This window comes from Pseudomonas sp. Marseille-Q5117 (genome assembly GCF_946901175.1).
Classification (GTDB): domain Bacteria; phylum Pseudomonadota; class Gammaproteobacteria; order Pseudomonadales; family Pseudomonadaceae; genus Aquipseudomonas; species Aquipseudomonas iranensis.
In genome coordinates this window covers 100,144-123,207 of record NZ_CAMPPP010000012.1, presented here as the reverse complement: position 1 = coordinate 123,207, position 23,064 = coordinate 100,144, and the positions used below count along the sequence as shown (strand labels likewise).

General features: G+C 61.7%; 25 protein-coding genes. 17 read left to right on the top strand and 8 right to left on the bottom strand.

What is annotated here, in order from left to right; all coding sequences use genetic code 11:
* Positions 1–19: 19 nt before the first annotated feature.
* The 7 genes from urtE (at position 20) to ureC (ending at position 5,379) form a co-directional block, all read left to right on the top strand.
* The gene (gene urtE, locus OC605_RS19015) at positions 20–718 is read left to right on the top strand and encodes an urea ABC transporter ATP-binding subunit UrtE (protein ID WP_122601501.1); all 699 of its coding nucleotides are present in this window, start codon (positions 20–22) and stop codon (positions 716–718) included.
* Between the two features lie 44 nt (positions 719–762).
* A complete protein-coding gene (locus OC605_RS19010) occupies positions 763–1,602 on the top strand; it encodes an urease accessory protein UreD (RefSeq protein ID WP_122601500.1) in 840 nt (279 codons plus the stop codon).
* A gap of 225 nt (positions 1,603–1,827) precedes the next feature.
* Positions 1,828–2,130: an urease subunit gamma gene (ureA, locus tag OC605_RS19005; protein ID WP_003221215.1), complete on the top strand. Its 303-nt coding sequence runs from the start codon at positions 1,828–1,830 to the stop codon at positions 2,128–2,130.
* 9 nt (positions 2,131–2,139) lie between these two features.
* On the top strand, positions 2,140–2,673 hold the full coding sequence (locus OC605_RS19000) for a GNAT family N-acetyltransferase (protein WP_122508611.1): 534 nt from the start codon (positions 2,140–2,142) through the stop codon (positions 2,671–2,673).
* Between the two features lie 5 nt (positions 2,674–2,678).
* A complete protein-coding gene (locus OC605_RS18995) occupies positions 2,679–3,215 on the top strand; it encodes a GNAT family N-acetyltransferase (RefSeq protein WP_073471741.1) in 537 nt (178 codons plus the stop codon).
* Positions 3,212–3,520, top strand: coding sequence for an urease subunit beta (locus OC605_RS18990; protein WP_122508610.1), 309 nt, complete (start codon positions 3,212–3,214; stop codon positions 3,518–3,520). Before OC605_RS18995 ends, OC605_RS18990 begins: the two co-directional genes overlap by 4 nt.
* Before the next feature lie 158 nt (positions 3,521–3,678).
* Complete coding sequence (gene ureC / locus OC605_RS18985; RefSeq protein ID WP_071174262.1) at positions 3,679–5,379, top strand: urease subunit alpha; 1,701 nt, start codon at positions 3,679–3,681, stop codon at positions 5,377–5,379.
* Positions 5,380–5,439: 60 nt separating this feature from the next.
* Here ureC and OC605_RS18980 read toward each other — a convergent pair whose 3' ends face one another.
* The 3 genes from OC605_RS18980 to OC605_RS18970 all read right to left on the bottom strand — a co-directional run bounded on the left by OC605_RS18980 (position 5,440) and on the right by OC605_RS18970 (position 8,317).
* Complete coding sequence (locus tag OC605_RS18980; protein ID WP_231507590.1) at positions 5,440–6,840, bottom strand: hypothetical protein; 1,401 nt, start codon at positions 6,838–6,840, stop codon at positions 5,440–5,442.
* A gap of 203 nt (positions 6,841–7,043) precedes the next feature.
* Positions 7,044–7,349 (bottom strand): chaperone modulator CbpM, encoded by a 306-nt coding sequence (locus tag OC605_RS18975; protein WP_122601498.1) that lies wholly within the window; start codon positions 7,347–7,349, stop codon positions 7,044–7,046.
* Positions 7,350–7,372: 23 nt separating this feature from the next.
* Entirely contained in the window at positions 7,373–8,317 is a 945-nt protein-coding gene (locus OC605_RS18970) for a DnaJ C-terminal domain-containing protein (protein WP_110603615.1), read from the bottom strand.
* Positions 8,318–8,608: 291 nt separating this feature from the next.
* Between OC605_RS18970 and OC605_RS18965 the strand changes: the two genes are divergently transcribed.
* On the top strand, positions 8,609–9,883 hold the full coding sequence (locus OC605_RS18965; protein ID WP_016771898.1) for an Hsp70 family protein: 1,275 nt from the start codon (positions 8,609–8,611) through the stop codon (positions 9,881–9,883).
* Between the two features lie 177 nt (positions 9,884–10,060).
* Here the strand turns inward: OC605_RS18965 and OC605_RS18960 are convergent, their stop codons facing one another.
* The 3 genes from OC605_RS18960 to OC605_RS18950 form a co-directional block, all read right to left on the bottom strand.
* On the bottom strand, positions 10,061–11,074 hold the full coding sequence (locus OC605_RS18960) for an AI-2E family transporter (protein ID WP_016771899.1): 1,014 nt from the start codon (positions 11,072–11,074) through the stop codon (positions 10,061–10,063).
* Between the two features lie 204 nt (positions 11,075–11,278).
* Positions 11,279–11,584 carry a PsiF family protein gene (locus OC605_RS18955; protein ID WP_016771900.1) on the bottom strand — a complete coding sequence of 102 codons (306 nt, stop codon included), beginning with the start codon at positions 11,582–11,584 and terminating at the stop codon, positions 11,279–11,281.
* 63 nt (positions 11,585–11,647) lie between these two features.
* On the bottom strand, positions 11,648–12,442 hold the full coding sequence (locus OC605_RS18950; RefSeq protein ID WP_122601497.1) for an AraC family transcriptional regulator: 795 nt from the start codon (positions 12,440–12,442) through the stop codon (positions 11,648–11,650).
* A gap of 96 nt (positions 12,443–12,538) precedes the next feature.
* Here OC605_RS18950 and OC605_RS18945 point away from each other — a divergent pair, with 96 nt between their 5' ends.
* Entirely contained in the window at positions 12,539–13,426 is an 888-nt protein-coding gene (locus OC605_RS18945; RefSeq protein WP_262138781.1) for a DMT family transporter, read from the top strand.
* Between the two features lie 94 nt (positions 13,427–13,520).
* Here the strand turns inward: OC605_RS18945 and OC605_RS18940 are convergent, their stop codons facing one another.
* The gene (locus OC605_RS18940; protein ID WP_122508606.1) at positions 13,521–14,399 is read right to left on the bottom strand and encodes an esterase/lipase family protein; all 879 of its coding nucleotides are present in this window, start codon (positions 14,397–14,399) and stop codon (positions 13,521–13,523) included.
* A gap of 282 nt (positions 14,400–14,681) precedes the next feature.
* Between OC605_RS18940 and OC605_RS18935 the strand changes: the two genes are divergently transcribed.
* Positions 14,682–15,212 carry a bacterioferritin gene (locus OC605_RS18935; protein WP_016771904.1) on the top strand — a complete coding sequence of 177 codons (531 nt, stop codon included), beginning with the start codon at positions 14,682–14,684 and terminating at the stop codon, positions 15,210–15,212.
* A gap of 119 nt (positions 15,213–15,331) precedes the next feature.
* Here OC605_RS18935 and OC605_RS18930 read toward each other — a convergent pair whose 3' ends face one another.
* Complete coding sequence (locus OC605_RS18930) at positions 15,332–17,407, bottom strand: AsmA family protein (RefSeq protein ID WP_262138779.1); 2,076 nt, start codon at positions 17,405–17,407, stop codon at positions 15,332–15,334.
* 384 nt (positions 17,408–17,791) lie between these two features.
* Here OC605_RS18930 and OC605_RS18925 point away from each other — a divergent pair, with 384 nt between their 5' ends.
* From OC605_RS18925 to OC605_RS18895, 7 genes are all read left to right on the top strand, one after another.
* Positions 17,792–18,214 carry a hypothetical protein gene (locus OC605_RS18925; RefSeq protein WP_016771905.1) on the top strand — a complete coding sequence of 141 codons (423 nt, stop codon included), beginning with the start codon at positions 17,792–17,794 and terminating at the stop codon, positions 18,212–18,214.
* A 154-nt stretch (positions 18,215–18,368) separates the two neighbouring features.
* Positions 18,369–19,001, top strand: coding sequence for a TetR family transcriptional regulator (locus tag OC605_RS18920; protein ID WP_016771906.1), 633 nt, complete (start codon positions 18,369–18,371; stop codon positions 18,999–19,001).
* A gap of 299 nt (positions 19,002–19,300) precedes the next feature.
* The gene (ureE, locus tag OC605_RS18915) at positions 19,301–19,801 is read left to right on the top strand and encodes an urease accessory protein UreE (RefSeq protein ID WP_016771908.1); all 501 of its coding nucleotides are present in this window, start codon (positions 19,301–19,303) and stop codon (positions 19,799–19,801) included.
* Positions 19,798–20,472 (top strand): urease accessory protein UreF, encoded by a 675-nt coding sequence (locus OC605_RS18910; RefSeq protein ID WP_262138776.1) that lies wholly within the window; start codon positions 19,798–19,800, stop codon positions 20,470–20,472. The genes ureE and OC605_RS18910 overlap by 4 nt, the downstream gene beginning before the upstream one ends.
* Positions 20,473–20,495: 23 nt before the next feature.
* On the top strand, positions 20,496–21,110 hold the full coding sequence (gene ureG, locus OC605_RS18905; protein WP_016771910.1) for an urease accessory protein UreG: 615 nt from the start codon (positions 20,496–20,498) through the stop codon (positions 21,108–21,110).
* Between the two features lie 27 nt (positions 21,111–21,137).
* The gene (locus OC605_RS18900; protein ID WP_262138774.1) at positions 21,138–21,710 is read left to right on the top strand and encodes a HupE/UreJ family protein; all 573 of its coding nucleotides are present in this window, start codon (positions 21,138–21,140) and stop codon (positions 21,708–21,710) included.
* A 174-nt stretch (positions 21,711–21,884) separates the two neighbouring features.
* Complete coding sequence (locus OC605_RS18895) at positions 21,885–23,018, top strand: AGE family epimerase/isomerase (RefSeq protein WP_262138773.1); 1,134 nt, start codon at positions 21,885–21,887, stop codon at positions 23,016–23,018.
* The last annotated feature ends 46 nt before the right edge of the window (positions 23,019–23,064 follow it).

Genomic DNA, 23,064 nt, shown 5'->3' with positions numbered 1-23,064 from the left:
CCCAACTAACGGAGTTCCGATGCTACAAGTCCAACAACTTCATCAGTACTACGGCGGTAGCCACATCCTGCGCGGCCTGAGCTTTGACGTGAAGGTCGGCGAAGTGACCTGCCTGCTCGGCCGTAACGGCGTGGGCAAGACCACCCTGCTCAAATGCCTGATGGGCCTGCTGCCGGCCAAGGAAGGCGTGGTGAACTGGGAAGGCAAACCGATCACCACGTTCAAACCGCACCAGCGTGTGCATGCCGGTATCGCCTACGTGCCGCAGGGCCGTGAGATCTTCGGGCGCCTGACGGTAGAAGAAAATCTGCTGATGGGCCTGTCGCGCTTTCCAGGCTCAGAAGCCAAAGAAGTTCCAGGTTTCATCTACGAACTGTTCCCGGTGCTGCTACAAATGAAGCAGCGCCGTGGCGGCGATCTGTCCGGTGGTCAGCAACAGCAACTGGCGATCGGCCGCGCATTGGCCAGCCGCCCGCGCCTGCTGATTCTTGATGAGCCGACCGAAGGCATTCAACCGTCGGTGATCAAGGAAATCGGCGCGGTGATCAAGCAGCTCGCGGCGCGCGGTGACATGGCGATTCTGCTGGTCGAGCAGTTCTACGACTTTGCTGCAGAACTGGCCGATCAATACCTGGTGATGTCGCGGGGCGAGATCGTCCAGCAGGGTCGCGGTGAAAATATGGAGGCCGAAGGTGTACGCGGGCTGGTCACGATCTAACGCGCCGGTCTAATCTGTAGCTTCCTAACGATAATCACAAAACCATGAATTCGATTGTTGCACCTGCCCTGTTTACCCCGAGCTGGCACGCCGAGCTGGAACTGGCTTACGCGCGCTTCGGCGATTGCACGCGCCCGGTCATGCGCCGTCACCTCGGCCCGCTGCGCGTGCAAAAGCATCTGTACGCCGAAGGCCCCGAGGTCTGCCAGCACATCATCGTCCATCCACCGGGCGGAATTGCCGGCGGCGATCGACTGGACATCAGCGCGCGTGTCGAACACAACGCCTGGGCACAGATCACCAGCCCCGGCGCCGCCAAGTGGTATCGCGCGGGCGGGCCGGCTTATCAGCAGCTCGACTTGCAAGTCGCTGCCGGCGCGACCCTGGAATGGCTGCCGCAGGAAACCATCGTCTACAGCGCCGCGCAGGCCGAGTTGGCCACAACGATCGAGCTTGAAGGCGATGCGCGGCTGTTCTATTGGGACGTGGTGGCGCTCGGTCGGCCGGCCAGCGGCGAGCGTTTTGACCTCGGGCATTTTCAGGCGCACCTGGACATCCGCCACGACGGTCGGTTGCTCTGGCACGAACGGCAGCGCATTGTCGGTGCGGACGGTTTACTCGACTCGCCGATCGGCCTGGATGGCAATCCGGTGTTCGCAACGATGCTGGTGACCGGTGAGATAGACGCCGAGTTGCTGGAGCGCTGCCGCTCGCTGGGGCACGAAGTGCGTGGAGACTTGACGCAGTTGCCAGGGTTGCTGGTGGCGCGGTGTCTGGCCAGTGAGGCGTTACTCGCCCGCGCCTGGCTGATTGATTTATGGCGACTGCTAAGGCCTGCGCTGCTGGGCCGCGAAGCTATCGCGCCAAGAATATGGAGCACCTGAAACCCCGACCCTCACCCCGCCCTCTCCCGGAGGGAGAGGGAGCCTGACCGAGTCGTCTGAAATGAATTTATCTGCCTGAACGAATATTGCTGACTGAATTGGCCATTGAAAACAACCAAGATCAGTCCCCTCTCCCTCGGGAGAGGGCTAGGGTGAGGGGCTGCTCCAACTGGCACCCCACACTTCTCGAGAGCCACCCGAATCTGCCCTGATGGAACCCGAACCATGGACCTGACCCCACGCGAAAAAGACAAGCTGCTGATCTTCACCGCCGGCCTCGTCGCCGAGCGGCGGCTGGCCCGTGGCGTGAAACTCAACTACCCGGAAGCCATGGCCTACATCTCCGCCGCGCTGCTCGAAGGCGCCCGCGACGGCCAGACCGTGGCCGAGCTGATGCATTACGGCACCACCCTGCTCAGCCGCGAACAAGTGATGGAAGGCATCCCGGAAATGATCCCGGAGATCCAGGTCGAGGCGACGTTCCCCGACGGCACCAAACTGGTCACCGTTCACCAGCCGATCGTCTGAGGCCGCGCCATGACTTACAGCATTCGCGATGCGAGCCGGGCCGACCTGCCGGCGATCCGCGACATCTACAACGACGCCGTGCTCAACACCACGGCGATCTGGAACGAACAAGCGGTCGACCTCGGCAATCGCCAGGCATGGTTCGACGCGCGTCAGTTGCAGGCGTACCCGATTCTGGTGATCGTCGACAGCCACAACGCGGTGCTGGGTTATGCCTCGTTCGGCGACTGGCGGCCGTTCGACGGTTTCCGCCACACCGTCGAGCACTCGGTGTACGTGCGCAGCGATCAACGCGGCAACGGCCTCGGCCCGCAACTGATGACCGCGTTGATCGAACGCGCCCGCGCTTGCGGCAAACACGTCATGGTCGCCGCTATCGAAAGCGGCAACGCTGCCTCGATCCGCCTGCACGAGCGTGCCGGTTTCAGCATCACCGGGCAGATGCCGCAAGTGGGCACCAAGTTCGGCCGCTGGCTCGATCTGACCTTCATGCAGTTGACCCTCAATCCCGGCGCACAGCCACCGGATGCCCACAAGGAGTGATGTCGATGAACGCCGCCCAGTTGCGCCGCGTCAATGCTGAGAGCTTTGCCCACTATCGCCAGGGCCTGATCGATCTGCTGCTCGACGCCGTCGGTTACGGCGCCAGCGTCGGCTTCATGGCCGACCTCGATGCCGCCCAGGCGCGCGCGTATTTCGATGAGGTGCAGGACAACATCAACAAGGGCAGCACGCTGCTCTGGGTGGTGGTGAAGGACGAGCAGGTACTGGCCAGCGTGCAACTGGGCCTGTGCCAGAAGGCCAATGGTCTGAACCGCGCCGAAGTGCAGAAACTGCTGGTGCGCGAACACGCGCGCCGCCGTGGTCTCGGCCAGCAACTGATGCAGGCGCTGGAACTCGAAGCGCCCAAGCACAAGCGCGGCATGCTCTATCTCGACACCGAGGCCGGCTCGCCGGCAGAAGATTTCTACAAGGCGCTGGGCTACGTGCGCGCCGGCGAAATACCCGATTACGCCTGCGACCCCAACGGCACCTATCGCCCGACCGCTCTCTATTACAAAGTCCTGCAAGGAGCCCAGCGATGATTCCTGGCCAATACCAGATCCAGCCCGGCGACATCGAACTCAACGTCGGCCGCCGCACAGTGAGCCTGAAAGTCGCCAACAGTGGTGACCGGCCGATCCAGGTCGGTTCGCACTTTCACTTTTTCGAAACCAACGACGCGCTGACCTTCGACCGTGCCGCCAGTCGCGGCATGCGCCTGAACATCCCCGCCGGCACCGCCGTGCGCTTCGAGCCAGGCCAGAGCCGTGAAGTCGAGCTGGTCGATTACGCCGGGCATCGCCGGGTGTTCGGCTTTGCCGGCCGCATCATGGGCGAACTGGACTGATCCGGGGCGCCCCGAAAAGATCGCAGCCTTCGGCAGCTCCTACAAATGTCACTCGATCTCAAGCCGATCACTGACTGTAGGAGCTGTCGAGCGCAGCGAGGCTGCGATAGCGAGCTATGCGAGCGATCTCAAAAACAATTGAATCCCAAGGCAAGCACATGAAGATTTCTAGAAGCGCCTACGCCGACATGTTCGGCCCCACCGTCGGCGACAAGGTGCGCCTGGCCGATACCGAGCTGTGGATCGAAGTCGAAAAGGACTTCACCACCTACGGCGAGGAAGTGAAGTTCGGTGGTGGCAAAGTCATCCGCGACGGCCAGGGCCAGAGCCAGTTGCTCGCCGCCGAAGTGGTCGACACGCTGATCACCAACGCGCTGATCATCGACCACTGGGGCATCGTCAAGGCCGACGTCGGCCTCAAGGACGGGCGCATCGCCGCAATCGGCAAGGCCGGCAACCCCGATGTGCAGCCCAACGTGACCATCGCCATCGGCGCCGGCACCGAAGTGATCGCCGGCGAAGGCATGATCCTCACCGCTGGCGGCATCGACACGCATATCCACTTCATCTGCCCGCAGCAGATCGAAGAAGCGCTGATGAGCGGCGTCACCACCATGATCGGCGGCGGCACCGGGCCGGCCACCGGCACCAACGCCACCACCTGCACCTCCGGCCCGTGGCATCTGGCGCGCATGCTCCAGGCTGCCGATGCCTTCCCGATGAACATCGGCCTCACCGGCAAAGGCAACGCCAGCCTGCCGGAGCCGTTGATCGAACAGGTCAAGGCCGGCGCTATCGGCCTCAAGCTGCACGAAGACTGGGGCACCACCCCGGCGAGCATCGACAACTGCCTCAACGTCGCCGACCAGTACGACGTGCAGGTGGCGATCCACACCGACACCCTCAACGAATCCGGCTTCGTCGAAACCACCCTTGGCGCATTCAAGGGCCGCACCATCCACACCTATCACACCGAAGGTGCCGGTGGCGGCCACGCGCCGGACATCATCAAGGCCTGCGGCTTCCCCAACGTGCTGCCGAGCTCGACCAATCCGACCCGGCCGTTCACCCGCAACACCATCGACGAACACCTCGACATGCTGATGGTCTGCCATCACCTCGACCCGAGCATTGCCGAAGACGTCGCCTTCGCCGAAAGCCGTATCCGCCGCGAAACCATTGCCGCTGAAGACATCCTCCACGACCTCGGCGCGTTCTCAATGATCAGCTCCGACAGTCAGGCCATGGGCCGCGTCGGTGAAGTCATCACGCGCACCTGGCAGACCGCCGACAAGATGAAAAAACAGCGCGGCCCACTGCCGCAGGACGGTGAGGGCAACGACAACTTCCGCGCCAAGCGTTACATCGCCAAGTACACGATCAACCCGGCGATTACCCACGGCATCAGCCATGAAGTCGGCTCGATCGAAGTCGGCAAGTGGGCCGATCTGGTGCTGTGGCGCCCGGCGTTTTTCGGTGTGAAACCGACGCTGATCCTCAAGGGTGGCGCGATTGCCGCCAGCCTGATGGGCGATGCCAACGCCTCGATTCCAACACCGCAACCGGTGCATTACCGCCCGATGTTTGCCAGCTACGGCGGCTCGCTGCACGCCACCAGCCTGACCTTTATCAGCCAGGCGGCGCAGGAGGCCGGATTGCCAGAAGCCTTGGGATTGAAGAAGCAGATCGCTGTGGTGAAGGGCTGCCGCGACGTGCAGAAAACCGACCTGATCCACAATGACTATCTGCCGAACATCGACGTCGATCCGCAGACCTATCAGGTCAAGGCCGATGGCGTGTTGCTGTGGTGCGAACCGGCGGAAACGCTGCCGATGGCGCAGCGCTATTTTCTGTTTTGATGAAGGCGTGCGCTGAATACGGACGCGCAGGTCCGTATTCAGTCGCGACCGCTCAGGCAGTCACGGGAACAACTTCGCGATGTCCGCATCGCTGTAGTTGTAATCGATGCGTAGCTCGGTTCCTGCCGGAATGTCTTCGGTAGCGAAGATGGCGTTGAGAATGAAGTCCCGGGTGACCAGTTCCTTGCCTATCCACTGTTGCGCTTCGACATCGAACGGTACGAATTCGACGTTATAACCATCCGTAGCCTGACGAACCGGCTTGCCCGCCGCGTCATACCAAAAGCGCGTGTTGATCCGCGAGATAATCGTGTCACCGACCAGCGCGAATTCGTCGGGGATCAAATATCCAGGCCCTGGTTGATAACGGACGCCGACCTTCATGGTGTATGACTGCTGGGGGAGCGGCACGAGACGTCCGGGCATGATCGCGCCAGCATAGACGCCGACCACCTCGCCTCGGTTGATGCGCCGGTTGGCGACCACCATTGACTGGCCGACCAGGGCACGCTCTCCAGGCACCGTCATGTCGGCCTCGGTGAACAGTCGCCATTGCAGCTTTTCTTCATACAACCGCGCGACATGCTCGTAGGCGCCAAACTTGATGTATGGCTTGATCTGCTCGGAGGTGTATCGGCCGCCGTCTTCAAAACGCACCAGGCTCTGGAGCTTCTTTATCCTGACAGGCCGGCCGGCCATGTCACGGAATGGGTATTTGCCGTTATTGGCACGGTCGTAGACCCCGGGCCGATTGGTGAGAAACGAAAAGCGCGTTTCGCTGCGCATTGCACGCAATTCGTCAGCGGTGAAGGGTTTGACGGGCATCGACTCGGACGCCAGATAAAAATGTTCCTGCGTTGCACCGCCATCGTCGGGCAGATCCTCAACGGCAGACTCATAGTCGTCATCGCTCTGGCGCGCCACCCTGCGGCTTTTACCCGGGACAGCGGCGGCGCCCGGCGATGCGCTGGACTCTTCAAGTGCGTACCAGTGCTTGTTCAACCCGTCGTAGGCAAGCACAGGGCCGGACGGCTGCAGCTCGCTGGACAACCGGGCCCGATGCAGACCGGTCTCGGCATCGACGCCGATCAGCACCGTACCGCCGCCCTGCAAGTCCGCGTACTGGCGACCCTTGAATAGGCGAAACCCTTCAACGTTCGCTTGCGGTAGAGGGGCTGTCGAGGCAATCAGGTAACGCTCCAGCGCGGAGGCTGCAACCGTTGGGACGGAACCCGACGTAGACGGCGTCGGGTGGACTTGCACTCTGTGCGGCGCGGCCGCAGTTTCCATTTGCTGCGTGCTACTGCCGGGGTCGCTGGTATCGGGCGGGGTCTTGCGAATGAACGGACCGGGGGTCAGGTGCGGCGACTCGATACCGTGCGTGGCGGAATCCCGGGATGTGCGCCCAGGGATGGTGATATCGACTGCGCCCGGTTTGGGCGGCTTGGGTCTGACTGGCATTGACAGGCTTCCTTGCAAAGATTGCGCAGCGCTGGCCAGTCTGGCTGGCGCTGCGACCGTCGGCATCCATTGCCAACATGTGCCCGGAAAACTATCAGACCATCCTGCCGGTTCATACCGGGTGAAACACTCGCAAACACTAACCCGGCACAAGCGGGCCGACTCGCGATGGGGCCGGATCAGACCTCATCGCCTCAAACAATTTATTCGACCACCAACCGCCCCAACCGCTGGCGCAACATGCGATTCTCGGCGCGCAACTGCTTAACCTCATCCAGCAGATCCAGCGCCAGCGCCACGCCTTCCCACTCCAGTTCCAGATCACGGCGCAGCTTCGCCGCGCGCTTGGCCAAGGCCAATTCGTAATCGGTGAAGCGCCATTCCCGCGGCTGCGCGCCCTCAGGTTCGAGGATGCCGTGCTCGACGATTTCGATCACGTAGACGTCCGACAAATCGGCCGCCTCACAGAATTCTGCCAGGTCCAGTTGAACGATCAGGGGGCTGCTCATGATGGGCTACTCCGTCGTCGGGTTCAGAAGTTCTCTCGCGGGTTGAACGCGGCTTTCTTCGCCAGCTCCTGCCACAGCGCCTTGACCTCCTCGTCGGAGGCTTTCGGCATCACGGCCTTGAGCTGCACGAACAGGTAACCGCGCTCGCCGGCCTTGTTCAGCAGGCCATGGCCCTTGGCGCGCATGCGCTGGCCATTCTGGCTGCCGGCCGGGACCTTGAGGTTGATCTTGCCGGTCAGGGTCGGCACGGCCACTTCAGTGCCCAATGCCAATTCCCACGGAGCCAGGGGCAAGGTGATGATCAGGTTTTCGCCTTCGACATCGAATTTCGGGTGCGGCGCAAACCGGATGGTCAGGTACAGGTCGCCATTCGCCCCGCCACCGATACCCGGTGCGCCCTGGCCCTTCAGGCGAATCCGCTCGCCGTCGGTGACGCCGGCCGGAATCTTCACGTTCAGGCTCTTGCTGGTGTTGCTGACATGCTGGCCGTGCGCATTGTATTGCGGCACCTGAAAGGTGACTTTCTTCGATTCGTTCGACAGGGTTTCTTCGAGGAAGACAGGCAGTTCCATTTCCACGTCTTGCCCTCGGCGTCCGCGTGATTGGCGGCTCTCGGCGCCACCGAAACCGGGGCCGCGATTGCCGAAGATCGAACTGAAGAAGTCCGAGAAGTCGCCCGTGTCGCCACCGCCACCGCCGAAGCCGCCACGGCTCTGCCAGCCTGGCGGGCCCTGGAACGGCTGACCGTGCTGGCCATAACGGCGCAGTTCGTCGTATTCGGCGCGCTTGTCGGCGCTTTTCAGCGCTTCATAGGCTTCCGAGGCGTCCTTGAACTTGGCCTCGGCGTCTTTTTCCTTGCTGACATCGGGGTGGTATTTGCGCGCCAGCTTGCGATAGGCCGCCTTGATGGCCTTGTCGTCGGCTGTCGGCTCCACGCCGAGTATCTTGTAATAGTCTTTGAAGTCCATGGAAGGATCACCATCCGTTATCGATTTCGCGCCGAGACCAGCATGCGCCGATTGGCACGTGCCGGGTTGACCGATCTCAAGTTTGTGACCGGGTGGCGCCGCAGAAGTTTATCGGCAGTGGACGACGGTTCTTGCGACCGCCGGTGTGTCTGCCGGCCCATGCCAGCAAGTTTGGGGCGAAGCGGCGCTTTTCAAGCTGGCTGCCGGCGAAATAGCGGATGACCGGCCTTCGAATCTGCCGCGCACTGGCATACACTGCGCGGCCGTTTTTTTGACCGGAAACCGAAAGACATGAAAGACGCCTCTCCAGCCCGTGCCTGCGGCATCGACTTCGGCACGTCCAACTCCACCGTCGGCTGGCTGCGCCCCGGCATGGACACCATGATCGCGCTGGAAGACGACAAGATCACCCTGCCGTCGGTGGTCTTCTTCAACATCGAGGAACGTCGCCCGGTCTACGGTCGCCTGGCCCTGCACGAGTATCTGGAAGGCTACGAAGGTCGGCTGATGCGCTCGTTGAAAAGCCTGCTCGGCTCCAAGCTGATCAAGCACGACACCAGCGTCCTCGGCACGGCGATGCCGTTCAAGGACCTGCTCGGGCTGTTCATCGGCCAGCTCAAGAGCCGCGCCGAAACCGCCGCCGGACGGGAATTCGAGCAAGTGGTGCTGGGTCGTCCGGTGTTCTTCGTCGATGACGATCCGCTGGCTGACCAGGAAGCCGAAGACACCCTGGTCGAAGTGGCGCGCAAAATCGGTTTCAAAGATGTGTCGTTCCAGTACGAGCCGATCGCGGCAGCGTTCGACTACGAGTCGACCATCGAGAAAGAAGAGCTGGTACTGATCGTCGACATCGGCGGTGGTACCTCCGACTTCTCGCTGGTGCGCCTGTCGCCCGAGCGTCGTGGTCTCGACAACCGTCACGATGACATCCTCGCCACCGGCGGTGTGCACATCGGTGGTACCGACTTCGACAAACAGCTCAGCCTGCAAGGCCTGATGCCGCTGTTCGGCTACGGCAGCCGCATGAAGAGCGGCGCCTACATGCCGACCAGCCACCACATGAACCTGGCGACCTGGCACACGATCAACTCGGTGTACTCGCAGAAATCCACGCTGGCGCTGGGCAGCATGCGCTACGACATCGAAGACACCGGCGGCATCGATCGCCTGTTCAAGCTGATCGAACAGCGCGCCGGGCACTGGCTGGCGATGGAAGTGGAAGAAACCAAGATTCAGCTGACCCACGCCGACAGCCGCCACGTGCCGCTGGACCGCATCGAAGCCGGGCTGAGCGTCGAGCTGAGCCGCGCGCTGTTCGAATCGGCGATCGAGGCGTTGCTGGAGCGTGTGCGTGGCAGCGTTACGCAGTTGTTGAATGACGCTGGCGTGGCGGTCGATCAGGTCGACACGGTGTTCTTCACTGGTGGTTCCAGCGGCATCCCGGCCCTGCGCAACAGCGTCTCGGCAATGCTGCCGAACGCCCGGCATGTGGAAGGCAACATCTTCGGCAGCATTGGCAGCGGTTTGGCGATTGAAGCGATGAAGCGTTACGGTTCGATGGCCTGATCACAATCTGTGGCGAAGAGCCTTTGTGGAGAGGGGATTTATCCTGTGGCGAGGGGATTTATCCCCCTTGGGCCGCGAAGCGGCCCCGCCCCCGAGCTTGAAAGCAGGGGCCTGCTGCGCAGGCCAACGGGGAACAATCCCCCTCGCCACAGATGCATTCAATTCAGTTGCCTGGCCTTAGACCATCCCGCCCAGCTTCAGCTCGCTCTTCAGATACGCGTAATAAATCGGCCCCGCCACCACCCCCGGCAGGCCGAACGCGGCTTCGAACACCAGCATCGCCAGAAGCAACTCCCACGACTTGGCACTGATCTGCCCGCCGACGATGCGCGCGTTGAGAAAGTATTCGAGCTTGTGGATAACGATCAGATAGCCAAGCGCGGCGATCGCCACCCAGATCGACAGCGACAGGCCGACGATGGTGATCAGCGTGTTCGACATCAGGTTGCCGATCACCGGCAGCAGGCCGAGCAGGAAGGTCAGCACTATCAGGGTTTTGGTCAGCGGCAGCTTGATGCCGAACATCGGCAGGATCACCGCGAGGAAGATTCCGGTGAACACGGTGTTGAGCAGGGAAATCTTGATCTGCGCAAAGACGATATTGCGGAACGCCTGCACCAGCAGATGCAAACGGTCGAACAGGGCGGCGGCCAGCGGCTTGCGCTTGGTCACGTCGGGAATGCGCTGCAGGGCGATGATCGCGCCAAGCACCATGCCAATCAGCAGGGTGACGAACATGTGCGCAGCGTCCTTGCCGACCAGTTGCAGGTCGGCCAGATGCTTGCTCGCCCACTCGCCGATCGCCACGCGAAATTCCGCCGCGCTGGCCGGCAGATAAGCGTCGATGAACGGCGGCAACTGCCCGCGCGCGCGATCGACCACGCCCATGAATTTATCGAGCGAGGCGCCGGGGTTTTCCGCTTCATGCAGGAGGAAACTGATGGCGCCGGCGAAGATCAGCGCCAGCGCACTCACCACCAGCGTGCCGAGCAGCGCCACCGCCAACCAGCGCGCACGCCGCCCTTCGATCAGCCGTTGCAGTTGCGGGGTGAGCATGTTGACCAGCTCGAACACCAGCAACCCGGCCAGCAGGCTCGGCAACAGGCGCAGCGGCAGCACCAGCAGCAAACCGCCAAAAATGATGATGCAACTGACCCAGAACACAACATGACGCTGAGAAAACGTTGGCATACAGCCTCAAAACGAACGGCGTGAAAGGATGGGCAGTCTGCCAGCGATCCGGGGTTAGCACTAGGGATATGCAGGGCGTGGGAATGGCGGTGCGTTCACCGACGCTTTCGCGAGCAGGCTCGCTCCCACAGGAGTGCGCGTTTCAAATGTGGGAGCGAGCCTGCTCGCGAAGAGGCCGGCAAGCTCACCACATTATTTACCGTTTCACTTTTTCTTCAGACACTCACTCATGAACGCCTTGCGCGCATCACCGGTCAGCGCCTTGGTTTTCGCATCGGCATTGCAGGTGGTCATCTTCTGCTGCTGCGGGGTCAGCTCCTTGCCATCGTTGGCCGCAGGCGCCGCTTTCAGGCAGGTGCTCATGAACGCCTTGCGCTCGTCGCCCTTCAAGCTCTTGGCGGTCGCATCGGCATTGCAGGTGGTCATCTTGTTCTGTTGCGCCGTGGCGGCGAAACCCTGGGAACACACAAGCAGCCCGATCATCAACAACGGCACACGCAACATCTTCATGGAGTTTTCTCCTTGTTGCCGCACCGATGGATGCGGCCTCTGTCGCAGTGTAGTCAAAGCTTGTTACACCTTCCTGCCCTCGAGGTGGCTGCGCCGATACTGCTCCGGCGTGCAACCGGCCTGGCGGGCGAACATGGCGATGAAGGCCGAGCCGCTGCTGTAGCCGAGGTCGAAAGCGATTTCCTGCACCGAACGCGAGGTTTCCAGCGCCTCGATCGCCGCCAGATAACGCAAGCGCTGACGCCACTCGCCAAAGCTCATGCCCAGCTCGCGGACAAACTGCCGGGCCAGGGTGCGCTCGCTGACATGCACTTGCGCGGCCCAATGCGCCAACGGTTGGTTGTCGCCCGGCGCGGCCTGCAAGGCGTCGAGAATCGTCAGTAAGCCCGGGCTGCTCGCATATGGCAGGTAACATTCCTGCACCGGTGCCTGTTGCAGTTGATCGACCAATACCTGGGCCAGACGCTGATCGGCCTCATGCTCCGCAATCTTCACATCGCGGGCAGCGAAGTCCTTGAGAATCGCCTTGAGAATGTCACTGATCGCCAAGGTGCAGGCGCGCGCCGGCAACCGTGTGCAAACACTTGGATCAAGACACACCGCGCGATAGTTGACCGGCTGATGGCTGTAGAAACTGTGCTCGACCTCAGGCGGCACCCACACCGCGTACTGCGGCGGCGACATGAAGCGGCTGCCATCGACATCCATGTGCAACACGCCATGGGCGGCATACTCGAGCGTGCCCCACGGATGGCGATGCGGCGCGGCATATTCGTGGGCAGTGAAATCGGCGTAGCGGAAATACACCGCTGACGGCAGTTCGCTGAAATCGAGCAGATCGATGTGTTTGCTGTTCATGCTGTCCGGATGCAGAGGCAGGTTGTCCGGTTCGCAGTATAGGCCTGCATCCAGACAGGCGATAATCGCCCTTCATCAACGTTCTGGTTTTGTCCCATGCAATACGCGTTTCCCCTGCTGGCGATTTTCATCTGGGCCGGCAACACCGTGATCAACAAACTGGCGGTCGGCGCGATCTCCCCCGCCGAGATCGGTTTCTATCGCTGGCTGCTGGCCGGCGTGCTGTTCACGCCATTCATGCTCACAAAAGTGATCGCGCACTGGCCGCAGATTCGGCCGAACCTGGGGCGGATTTTCGTCCTCGGCGTGCTCGGCATGGCGGTGTATCAGAGCCTCGCCTATTTCGCCGCAACACTGACCACCGCGACCAACATGGGCATCATCCTGTCGTTGATGCCATTGATGTCGCTGGCCATGGCGATCATCAGCCTCGGCCAGCGCCTGACGGCTGGTGCGCTGGTCGGTGCGGTGCTGTCGTTCGCTGGCGTGCTGGTGGTGGTGTCATCCGGCAGCCTCGGTGCGCTGCTGCAACACGGGGTCAATCTGGGCGATGCGATGATGCTGGTCGCGACGCTGGCCTATGCGGTTTACAGCACGCTGCTGAAAAAGTGGCAACTGCGCCTGCCGCCACTGGTGCTGCTGTACTTGCAGGTGCTGGTGGCGATTGTGGTGTTGTTTCCGTTGTTCGCGATGTCGCCGAAGACCGGGCTGAGCCTGCAGAGCGTACCGCTGGTGCTGTATGCATGCCTGCTGGCCTCGATGGTCGCGCCGCTGGCGTGGATGCAGGCGGTGCAGCGACTGGGGCCGAGCCGGACGACGCTGTTTTTCAATCTGCTGCCATTGATTACCGCGCTGATTGCAGCAGTGGTGTTGAAGGAACAGTTGGCGATGTATCACCTGGTGGGCGGTTTGCTGACCTTGGGTGGGGTGGTTTTGTCGGAGCGCTGGACCACGGTGTTGGGCTGGCGGATCGGTACCGCCTGATTGAAAAGATCGCAGCCTTCGGCAGCTCCTACAGGGACCGCATTTCAAGGTAGGAGCTGCCGAAGGCTGCGATCTTTTGATCTTGATCTTGCTTTCATAACCCTGCAGCCTCCAGCCGCGCCGCATGCTCGACAAACAGCCTTACCGGATCCGCGCCCTTGCCCACCAGTCCCAGCGACTGATTGACGATGTCGAAATGATCCAGCGGATAGTCATCACCGATCACCGTGCCCAGATGCGAGCTGTAACGGCCGACCATGCCGTCGCACTGCCCCGGCTCGCGAACGAAGGTCCTGGCGAACAAGCGACAACTGCGGTTGGTGCCGTCAAAAAGATTGCCGCCACGATCGGTCTTGCCCGGTTGCAGCGTCCCTGACCAGGAGTAATAGCGCACACCGTTGACCTCTTCCGGCCCCTGCCCGCCCCACGTTTCCGGCAGCCCTTGTGGATAACGCTGATTGAATATTGCAACGCCCGCCGTGGTCAGCGATTGGTGGGAAGCGTGGATATCCACCGGCAGTTTCGGCCCGTGATAACCCGTGTCGAGCAATGCCATGACCCAGCCGATCAAGCGCAGCAACGCTTCGAGCAAGCGCCCCTTGGCGCTGTTGGCGGGATAGTGCTTTTCCAGATAATCGGCCAGTTCGGAGCCGTGATTCGGCCCGGCCACCGATGTTACCGAGGCCACCAGATCCGGGCGCTTCGCCGCCGCATACCGTGCGGTCAACGCGCCTTGGCTGTGACCGAACAGATTGACCTTCGGCGCCCCGCTCTCGCGCAGAATTTCCTCGATCCGCGCCAGCAATTGCTCGCCGCGCACTTCCGTGGAGTTGAGTGGCGAGACCTGCACCGCGACCACCGTCGCACCACCACGGCGCAAGGCCTTGATGATGCCGAACCAATACGGATAAAGCACCAGCCGGACAAAGCCGAGCATGCCCGGCACCAGCACCAGTGGATAACGTGTCGACATGGGGTACATCCTTGTGCGCGATGGGTGGATGTCAGACGTGCAAGACGCCCGCCAAGCATCCACCTCGACGATGACAACTCAACGATAAGCCAATTCCAGCCCGCCAGCACCCGCTCCACCGAAACCGCTTTGACTCTCCCGACATCGCAGTCTTCAGCAGTTGCTGCACCGTGTCCGGCGTAAATCGCATAAAACTTTTCGCTTCGCTCAAGACTCACACCCTGAGTAGCGACCGCGTCTTCAGAACGTGGCGCCTATCGGATTAGCCTCCAGGAGAATGAAATGAGTGACGTGCATTTGTCTGATGTTCAAACCCTGCGTGAACGCGCGCGGCAACACGTGGAAAACGGCGCGGTCACCGAGGGCTACAACGCCAACCGTGAAGAAATACTGCGTTTGCTCAATGAGTCGCTGGCCACCGAGCTGGTGTGCACCTTGCGCTACAAGCGCCACTACTTCATGGCCAACGGCTTGAAAGCCAACGTCGCCGCCGACGAATTTCTCGAGCACGCCAACCAGGAAGCCGAGCACGCCGATCGCCTCGCCGAACGCATCGTGCAACTGGGCGGCGAGCCTGAGTTCAACCCCGACCTGCTGAGCAAGATGTCCCACGCGCAATACGTGGCCGGCAACACACTCAAGGAAATGGTTTACGAAGATCTGGTGGCCGAGCGCATCGCCATCGACAGCTACCGCGAAATCATTCAGTACATCGGTGACAAGGACCCGACCACCCGCCGCATCTTCGAAGACATCCTTGCCCAGGAAGAAGAACACGCCGACGACATGGCGGATATCCTCAACGATCTGTAATCCCGTCACACCGCTTTCGCGAGCAGGCTCGCTCCCACACTGGAACGTATTTCAATTGAAGGAATGCGTTCGAATGTGGGAGCGAGCCTGCTCGCGAAGGCGCCCTCAGAGACGCCGCATTACTTGCTGGGTTTAACGGTCACCGGCGCCTTGCCCTGCTTCATCTGCTCCAACAACGGTGCGCACTGATTCGGCTCGCCCCCGCTCGGCGCCACCAGCGCCAGCAATCCCGCCGCCGGTGCGGCAATCACGCCCAGCGCAACCATCCCCGCCCCGCGCAGCATCAACGGTACGGCTTTGACGCCGGCATCCGGTTTGATGAACTTGCCCCGCACATACAGCGGCGAGCGCAGGGAGATCAGACGCCAGCCTTTCGACTCCGGGGTCACGGTCAGATCGAGTTGCTCGGTGGCCATGTTCGCCGTGCCATCGATGTAGATGATTGCGTTCTCGGTATCGAAGACAAACAGCCGTGTCGTGGCCAGGCCGGTCTTGATGTCGAAGTCCGCCGCCGCGCAATTGATCTTCACTTCCTTGTCGCCGAAGATCTTGCCGACCACGTAGTTGCCGACGTTGAGCCCGGCCAGTTCCATCAGCTCACGGCTGATCGCACCGTCGTTGATCAGCATCTTCAGATTGCCGTTGGCGCCGCCGAGCAGCTTGGCCACGGAGTTGCCCCGGCCACTGATGTCGGCATCGCCATTGAGCTCACCGAAACTGGTTTTCATCGGCTCGAAGGTCGGGAACAGCTCCTTGAGCTTGAATTTGCGTGCGGTCAGACGCGCGCGGCCTTCCAGCGGTTCGGTGCGGCCATTGAGACGAATCAGCGCATCCAGGGTGCCGCCGGCAACGCCAAAGCGCAGCGGCTCCAGGCTGAGTTCGCCGTCGTTGAGTTTCAGATGGGTATAGAGGTCGTTGAACGGCAGCTTCTCGCTGTGGACGATGCGTTTGCCGGTGAACTCGACATCGGCATCCATGGCGCGCCAGCGATCAGTCTTGAACTCTTCGACCGGCAGGACTTTGTCTGCCGGCTGCTTGCTCGCGCCGCCACGAGCCTTTTGCTCGGTATTGGAATCAGCGCCGATCAACGGCGCAAGGTCGGCGAACAGCAGTTGATTGGAGAGCAACGCACCCGTGAGTTTCGGCCGTGGCTGGCTGGCCACGTAGGTCAGGTCGCCGTGGATGTCGCTGTCGCCGATCTTGCCGTTGAATTTTTCATATGTGAATTTCGCCCCGGCCTCGTCATGCAGCTTGGCGATCAGGTGGCCGTCGGTGGAATACGGTGGGGTGTCCGGCAGCGTCACGCCGGTCAGTGGGTAGAGATTGCCGAGACTGTCGCCAGCGAGTTTCAAGCGCAGGTCGAGGGCGCCGAGATTCAGCGGGTCAGTCAGGGTGCCGGCCAGTTCGATACGGGTATCGCCGATCTTCGCCTGGGCCTGCAACGGGAACGGCTTGCTCGCGTCCTGCAAGGCCAGCAGCCCGCCGATCTTGCCCTGACCGGTGAGGTTCTGCCCGTGATACTGGCCTTTGACCTTGAGTGCAAAGGCATAGTCCTGCGGTGCGCCGCCCTTGTCCTGAGCAGTTTTCGCCGCTTTGTCGCCGACAATCTCGCTGAAGGGAATCGGCTTGCCGAGCGGGTCGATCAGCACATCGAGGTTGGTCTTCAGGGTCTGGTCGTCGAGGGTCACGTGGCCCTTGTCGAAACCGATCGCGCCGATATCGACCACCCAGCTCGACGGCTCGGCGTTCGGGTCCTTGGGATCGAATTTGAAGGTCCAGTTGGCGCGGCCATCGGCCAGACGTTGCAGTTCGGCATTCGGCTCGGTCAGGTCGATGCGCGGAATCACCACGCGCTGGGCCAGCAGGGCCAGCGGCGAAATGCGCAGCTCGACGCGTTTGAGCGTGACCATCTGCGGCTGTTTCGACCAGTCCGGGTTGCCCAGGCTCAAGTCCTCGGCGACCACATGCGGCCACGGCACCCAAGAGCGCCAGCCGCCTTCTTCCGGCTCGCGCTGCCAGATCACCGCGAGGTTGCCATTGATGGCAAACGCCCGGTGCAGTTCTTCCGAAACTTTGGCGTTGATCGTAGGTTTGATCCGGTTCCAGTCGAAAAACACGATGATCAGAATCAAGGCTGCCAGCAGCAGCGCGAGGATGGCGAAGGTCCAGCTGAAGATTTTTCCAGTGCGCGTCATGCACAAAGCTCCTGATCACGACCGCACGCCGAACATCCCGACGCACAGCTGAAACGGCAGACCGAAGCGGCCCCTATGCAGTCTGTGACTGGCGAAAGGCCCGCAGGTTTAATTGAAAGGCAGTTTAAGCCATAAAAAGCCCGGCAAAACTGACCGATCGGTCGAGCAGTGTTACCGCGATCCGCACTTTTACGAGGCGCGAGTGAGTCGAAAATACCCACGACGGTGCAAAACCGTCGCCCGCAAAGGCCCGATCTAGAGCCTTCGCGCCGAACAATCAATTCTGTTGATTATTACCATTGCGTTTATGAACTTTTATATCGACTTATCGAGAGTAGCATTGCCCTCGTACCCACTTTATCGCCCTCCCAAGGAGCCACTATCATGAAACGCCAATTACTGCTCAGCCTTACCCTGTCGATGCTAGCCAGCACTGCTTTCGCCCTGCCCGCTGCCGATCAGGCTACTCCGCAAGTCAAAGACAGCCACTCGGTGTTCAGCCAGACTCTCGCTGAAGACGGCTACGACAAAACTCCACAAGGCCAGACCCTTGCTGAAGACGGCTATGACAAAACCCCACAAGGTCAGACTCTGGCTGAAAACGGTCGCAACCGCCTCCAGGAAAAAGGTCTGGTTGAAGATGGCTATGACAAGACGCCACAAGGCCAGGCTGTAGCCGAAAACGGCCGCAATCGTCTCGAAGAAAAAGGCCTGGTGGAAGACGGCTACGACAAGACTCCACAAGGTCAAGCCCTCGCCGAAGGTGGTGGTGACCGTGTGATCGAACGCAACAGCGCCGTGAGCTGAGCCTATGACGGCCCAGCGAAAAAGCCCAATCAGCGGATTGGGCTTTTGACTTTTCAGCTTCTGTGAATCCCTCGCTGCATGACTCCCCGTTCGACGCCGACAAAGCCGATTTGCTAGAGTGCGGCGCTTGTCCTGCCGAAGAACACACCCTGCGATGCTGCCCCGCGCCGAACAGAAACAACAGACCCGCAACGCCCTGATGGACGCTGCCCGCCACCTGATGGAAAGCGGCCGAGGATTCGGCAGCCTGAGCCTGCGCGAAGTGAGCAAGACCGCCGGCATCGTGCCCACCGGTTTCTACCGGCACTTCGCCGATATGGACGAGTTGGGGCTGGTGCTGGTCAGTGAAGTCGGCCAGACCTTCCGCGAGACCATCCGCCTGGTGCGGCACAATGAATTCGTCATGGGCGGCATCATCGATGCGTCGGTGCGCATCTTCCTCGATGTGGTCAACGCCAACCGCTCGCAATTCCTGTTTCTCGCTCGCGAACAATACGGCGGCTCGCTGCCGGTGCGCCAGGCGATCGGCCGTTTGCGCGAAAACATCAGCGCCGACCTCGCGGCGGACCTGGCGCTGATGCCCAAGCTGCAACATCTGGATCTGGCCGGCCTCAGCGTAATGGCTGACCTGATCGTCAAATCGGTGTTCGCCACCCTCCCCGACATCATCGACCCGCCCGCCGAGGCCTTGCCGGAGCATCTGACCCCACAGGCGAAGATCACCCAGCAACTGCGCTTCATCTTCATCGGCCTCAAGCACTGGCAAGGGCTGGGCAGTACCGAGTAATCCCTTCTCTATCTGACACAGCGCAAAGCCCCTGTGGGAGCGAGCCTGCTCGCGAAAGCGCTGGGTCAGCTGAATACATCTGCCTGACACGGCGCATTCGCGAGCAGGCTCGCTCCCACATTGAACATCCGTCATGGCCTCGCTTTGGTGCATGACAAATTGTTCATGCACCAAAACCTTCCAGAATCGCCGCGCCTGTTGAAAGATCAGGCACGCGCCGACAGCTATTTCCTACAGATCGCCCGATTGGCGCGGCGCTTGCTCTAGCCCAATCAACGTTCATTGCTGGAAGCTTTCCGATGCTGGTGATTCATCGCAGAATCGACCCTCAACCCGTCTGGGCCGCCGAGCTGCACCTGACCTTCGAAGCGCGCAGCAAAAGCCGTTTGCGCTGTTTCAGTGCCGAAGGCGAAGACGTCGGGTTGTTTTTGGAGCGCGGCCAGCCACCGCTGTATGACGGCGAATGTCTGCAGGCCGAAGACGGCCGTGTCGTGCGCGTCTGCGCCCGTCCCGAACAACTGCTCCACGTCACGTGCGCCAATGCGTTCGAACTGACGCGCGCGGCCTATCACCTCGGCAACCGCCATGTCGCCCTGCAAGTCGGCGATGGCTGGCTGCGCCTGCTCGACGATTACGTGCTCAAAGCGATGCTCGAACAGCTCGGCGCCCGGGTCGAGGCTATCGAAGCGCCGTTCCAGCCGGAACACGGCGCTTACGGCGGCGGCCATCATCATTCCCGCCACGGTGACGAAGACTTCAACTACGCGCCAAAACTTCACCAGTTCGGCGTGCGCCTGTGAATCCGGCCTGGGCGCTGCTGCGTCTGGCCAGTCCGCAATTGCCGATTGGCGGCTACAGCTATTCCCAGGGTCTGGAAATGGCGGTGGATAACGGCCGGGTCCACAACCCTGACGCCGCCCGCCGCTGGATCAGCGATCAACTGCTGCTCAATCTCGCCCGCTTCGAAGCGCCGCTGCTGTTGGCGCATTGCCAAGCCGCAGCAGATGAAAACTGGGCCGAGCTACGACAACTCTGCGAGAGCCACCGCGCCAGTCGCGAAACCCGCGAGTTGCATCTGGAGAGCCGGCAGATGGGTTACTCCTTGCAGCAGTTGTTGAACGGCTTGCCGGAACTCGACGAGCCTGCCCGCGACTTTCTTGACCAGACCACAGAACCGCACCTGGCCTTGTGCTGGGCGCTGGCAGCACGCGCCTGGAGCATCAGCCCGCAGGACGCTCTTGCCGCGTGGCTGTGGAGCTGGCTGGAAAACCAGCTCACCGTGTTGATGAAAACCCTGCCGTTGGGCCAGCAAGCCGCCCAGCGCCTGACCAGCGAACTGCTGCCGCTGCTGCAACAGGCGCAGCACGATGCAACCCGCATAAATCCCGAACATATCGGCAGCGCCGCGTTTGGCCTGTCCCTGGCGTGCATGGCCCACGAGCGCCAGTACAGCCGTCTCTTCCGCTCTTAGGGCTGTTTATTTTGGAGAATGAAATGGATACACAACCTCTGCGCGTCGGCATCGGCGGCCCGGTCGGTTCCGGCAAGACCGCGTTGACCCTGGCCCTGTGCCTGGCCCTGCGCGAGCGCTACAACCTCGCCGTGGTCACCAACGACATCTACACCCGCGAAGACGCCGATTTCCTGGTGCGCAACGAAGCCCTCGCGCCGGAGCGGATCATCGGCGTGGAAACCGGCGGCTGCCCGCACACGGCGATCCGTGAAGACGCCTCGATCAACCTCGAAGCGGTCGATCAACTGAACCGTCGTTTTCCCGGGCTGGATCTGATTCTGGTGGAGTCCGGCGGCGACAACCTCTCGGCGACCTTCAGCCCGGAGCTGTCCGACCTGACCATCTACGTGATCGACGTCTCCGCCGGCGACAAGCTGCCGCGCAAGGGCGGCCCGGGGATCTGCAAGTCCGACCTGCTGGTGATCAACAAGATCGACCTCGCGCCACTGGTGGGCGCCTCGCTGGAAATGATGGACAGCGACACGAAACGCATGCGCAACGGCAAGCCGTTCGTGTTCAGCAACCAGAAAACCGGTCAGGGCCTCGAAGAAATCATCGCCTTCATCGAACGTCAGGGCCTGCTGACCGCCGCCTGATCCACTTATCCACAAGGAAGCTTATCCATGACACTCAAACGCATTCTTGGCGCTCTGGCGTTGCTGCTGACACCGGCACTGGCTTTCGCTCACCCGGGGCATGGCGACAGCGGTCTGGTCGCCGGCATCAGCCACCCGATCGGCGGGCTCGACCACTTGCTGGCAATGCTCGCCGTCGGTTTGTGGGCGGCGCAGCAACAAGGCGCGGCGCGCTGGGCGCTGCCGTGCACCTTCGTCGGCACCATGCTGCTGGGCGGCCTGCTCGGTTTTGAAGGGCTGGAGTTGCCGGCGCTGGAAAGCGGAATTGCCGCCTCGGTATTGGCGCTGGGCCTGGCCGTGGCACTGGCGGTACGTCCGCCACTGGTGATGGCGGTGACAGCGACGGCGCTGTTTGCGCTGTTCCATGGCGTGGCGCATGGGCTGGAGTTGCCGGACATGAGCAGTCCGTGGGCGTATGCGGCCGGGTTCGTCGCAGCGACAGCGGTTTTGCATGCGCTCGGTTATGGCGTGGTGCGAATTCTTCCGCAGGCAGCGGCGCCGCTGGTGCGGTTGGCGGGTGCGGCTTCGGCGGCGACTGGGGTGTGGTTGTTGGCAGGCTGATTTTTTAGCGCCTGCACTGGCCTCTTCGCGAGCAGGCTCGCTCCCACAGGTTTTGTGTTCGCTGCAAATCCACTGTGGGAGTGAGCCTGCTCGCGAGGCTGACAGACACCGCCTCTCTCAAGCGGTGCCTCTGCTACCATGTCGCGCAATCGCCCCAGCCCGTGACGCCCGCCCATGCCCCACGCTTCCCGCTCCACCGCCCTGCCCGAATTGACCGCCCTGTTTGGCCAAGTGCAGCAGCACTTCCTCGACGTGATCGTGCCGCTGTGGCAAGGCCCGGGCTGGAACGCCGACATGGCGTTGCCCTATGAGGCGCTGGACGCTACACACCAGCCGTTGCCAGTGCAGCGCTATCGGGCGATGGCCTGCGCGCGGCAGCTGTATCTGTTCTCCAGCCTGATCGGGGTTGTGGATAACGCCGAAGTCCGCGCCGCCGCGCTGTTCCGTTCCCTGCAACGGCATTTCCATGATGCCGAGCATGGCGGCTGGTTCTACAGTATCGACGCACAGGGCAAGCCGCTGGACCAGCGCAAGGATCTCTACACCCACGCCTTCATCCTGTTCGCCTGCGCGCATTACTGGGACAAGTCCCGGGATTCGCTGGCCGAGTCGACACTCAACGCCGCGCTGGAAATCATCGGCCGCCGATTCGCCACCGGCGACGGTTTGTACGAAGCCTGCCTTGAGCGTGATTGGCTCACCCTGCAAACCGGCCCACTGCAAAATCCACTGATGCACTTGGCCGAAGCCTTCCTCGCCACCTTGGCGGTGCGCGAAGACCCGCAGACGCAGAAGGCCCTGCTTGAGTTATGCACAGCCATGCACAAGCAATTCGTCGACCCGCAATACGGCGTGTTAATGGAGAAGCCACTCGGTGCTGTGGATAACTGGTACGAGCCGGGGCACCAGTTCGAATGGTATTTCCTGCTCCAATCGTCGGCGCTGTTGCGCGATTCGAAACTGCACCGGGCGCTGGATCGGGCATTTGCCTTTACCGAGCAGTACGGCGTGCTGGTGTCCTGCGGCGCGGTGCGGGCAATGCTTGATCTGGATGGCAATGGACGGCCAAGGGATTCGACTCAGCGGATCTGGGCTCAGGCCGAATACCTGCGCGCGCTGACCTTGCGGGCGGACAGCGAAGCGGTAGTACTGCGCCAGTTGCAGGCGTTGCAGCAGCGGTTTCTGCATGCCGGCGGCTGGCATGAGTGTCGCGATGAGAATGGAGAGGTCAGCCGCAAGGACATGCCTTCGACCACGCCTTATCATTTGGCGACTTGCTATCACGGTTTGGCTGAATATCTGCGTTGACCTGTGCAAAGCAGGATTTTGGGGCTAGAGGGTTACTGTGCTCTCA

What these genes read in the sequence shown, in the direction of transcription:
- ureE (WP_016771908.1), top strand. Translation starts at nt 19,301, where the DNA reads ATGCTGGTGATTCATCGCAGAATCGACCCTCAACCCGTCTGGGCCGCC.
- OC605_RS18925 (WP_016771905.1), top strand. Translation starts at nt 17,792, where the DNA reads ATGAAACGCCAATTACTGCTCAGCCTTACCCTGTCGATGCTAGCCAGC.
- OC605_RS18900 (WP_262138774.1), top strand. Translation starts at nt 21,138, where the DNA reads ATGACACTCAAACGCATTCTTGGCGCTCTGGCGTTGCTGCTGACACCG.
- OC605_RS18945 (WP_262138781.1), top strand. Translation starts at nt 12,539, where the DNA reads ATGCAATACGCGTTTCCCCTGCTGGCGATTTTCATCTGGGCCGGCAAC.
- OC605_RS18980 (WP_231507590.1), bottom strand. Translation starts at nt 6,840, where the DNA reads ATGCCAGTCAGACCCAAGCCGCCCAAACCGGGCGCAGTCGATATCACC.
- OC605_RS18995 (WP_073471741.1), top strand. Translation starts at nt 2,679, where the DNA reads ATGAACGCCGCCCAGTTGCGCCGCGTCAATGCTGAGAGCTTTGCCCAC.
- OC605_RS18930 (WP_262138779.1), bottom strand. Translation starts at nt 17,407, where the DNA reads ATGACGCGCACTGGAAAAATCTTCAGCTGGACCTTCGCCATCCTCGCG.
- urtE (WP_122601501.1), top strand. Translation starts at nt 20, where the DNA reads ATGCTACAAGTCCAACAACTTCATCAGTACTACGGCGGTAGCCACATC.
- ureC (WP_071174262.1), top strand. Translation starts at nt 3,679, where the DNA reads ATGAAGATTTCTAGAAGCGCCTACGCCGACATGTTCGGCCCCACCGTC.
- OC605_RS19010 (WP_122601500.1), top strand. Translation starts at nt 763, where the DNA reads ATGAATTCGATTGTTGCACCTGCCCTGTTTACCCCGAGCTGGCACGCC.
- OC605_RS18955 (WP_016771900.1), bottom strand. Translation starts at nt 11,584, where the DNA reads ATGAAGATGTTGCGTGTGCCGTTGTTGATGATCGGGCTGCTTGTGTGT.
- OC605_RS18975 (WP_122601498.1), bottom strand. Translation starts at nt 7,349, where the DNA reads ATGAGCAGCCCCCTGATCGTTCAACTGGACCTGGCAGAATTCTGTGAG.
- OC605_RS18965 (WP_016771898.1), top strand. Translation starts at nt 8,609, where the DNA reads ATGAAAGACGCCTCTCCAGCCCGTGCCTGCGGCATCGACTTCGGCACG.
- OC605_RS18920 (WP_016771906.1), top strand. Translation starts at nt 18,369, where the DNA reads ATGCTGCCCCGCGCCGAACAGAAACAACAGACCCGCAACGCCCTGATG.
- ureA (WP_003221215.1), top strand. Translation starts at nt 1,828, where the DNA reads ATGGACCTGACCCCACGCGAAAAAGACAAGCTGCTGATCTTCACCGCC.
- OC605_RS18970 (WP_110603615.1), bottom strand. Translation starts at nt 8,317, where the DNA reads ATGGACTTCAAAGACTATTACAAGATACTCGGCGTGGAGCCGACAGCC.
- OC605_RS18950 (WP_122601497.1), bottom strand. Translation starts at nt 12,442, where the DNA reads ATGAACAGCAAACACATCGATCTGCTCGATTTCAGCGAACTGCCGTCA.
- ureG (WP_016771910.1), top strand. Translation starts at nt 20,496, where the DNA reads ATGGATACACAACCTCTGCGCGTCGGCATCGGCGGCCCGGTCGGTTCC.
- OC605_RS18895 (WP_262138773.1), top strand. Translation starts at nt 21,885, where the DNA reads ATGCCCCACGCTTCCCGCTCCACCGCCCTGCCCGAATTGACCGCCCTG.
- OC605_RS19000 (WP_122508611.1), top strand. Translation starts at nt 2,140, where the DNA reads ATGACTTACAGCATTCGCGATGCGAGCCGGGCCGACCTGCCGGCGATC.
- OC605_RS18990 (WP_122508610.1), top strand. Translation starts at nt 3,212, where the DNA reads ATGATTCCTGGCCAATACCAGATCCAGCCCGGCGACATCGAACTCAAC.
- OC605_RS18960 (WP_016771899.1), bottom strand. Translation starts at nt 11,074, where the DNA reads ATGCCAACGTTTTCTCAGCGTCATGTTGTGTTCTGGGTCAGTTGCATC.
- OC605_RS18935 (WP_016771904.1), top strand. Translation starts at nt 14,682, where the DNA reads ATGAGTGACGTGCATTTGTCTGATGTTCAAACCCTGCGTGAACGCGCG.
- OC605_RS18940 (WP_122508606.1), bottom strand. Translation starts at nt 14,399, where the DNA reads ATGTCGACACGTTATCCACTGGTGCTGGTGCCGGGCATGCTCGGCTTT.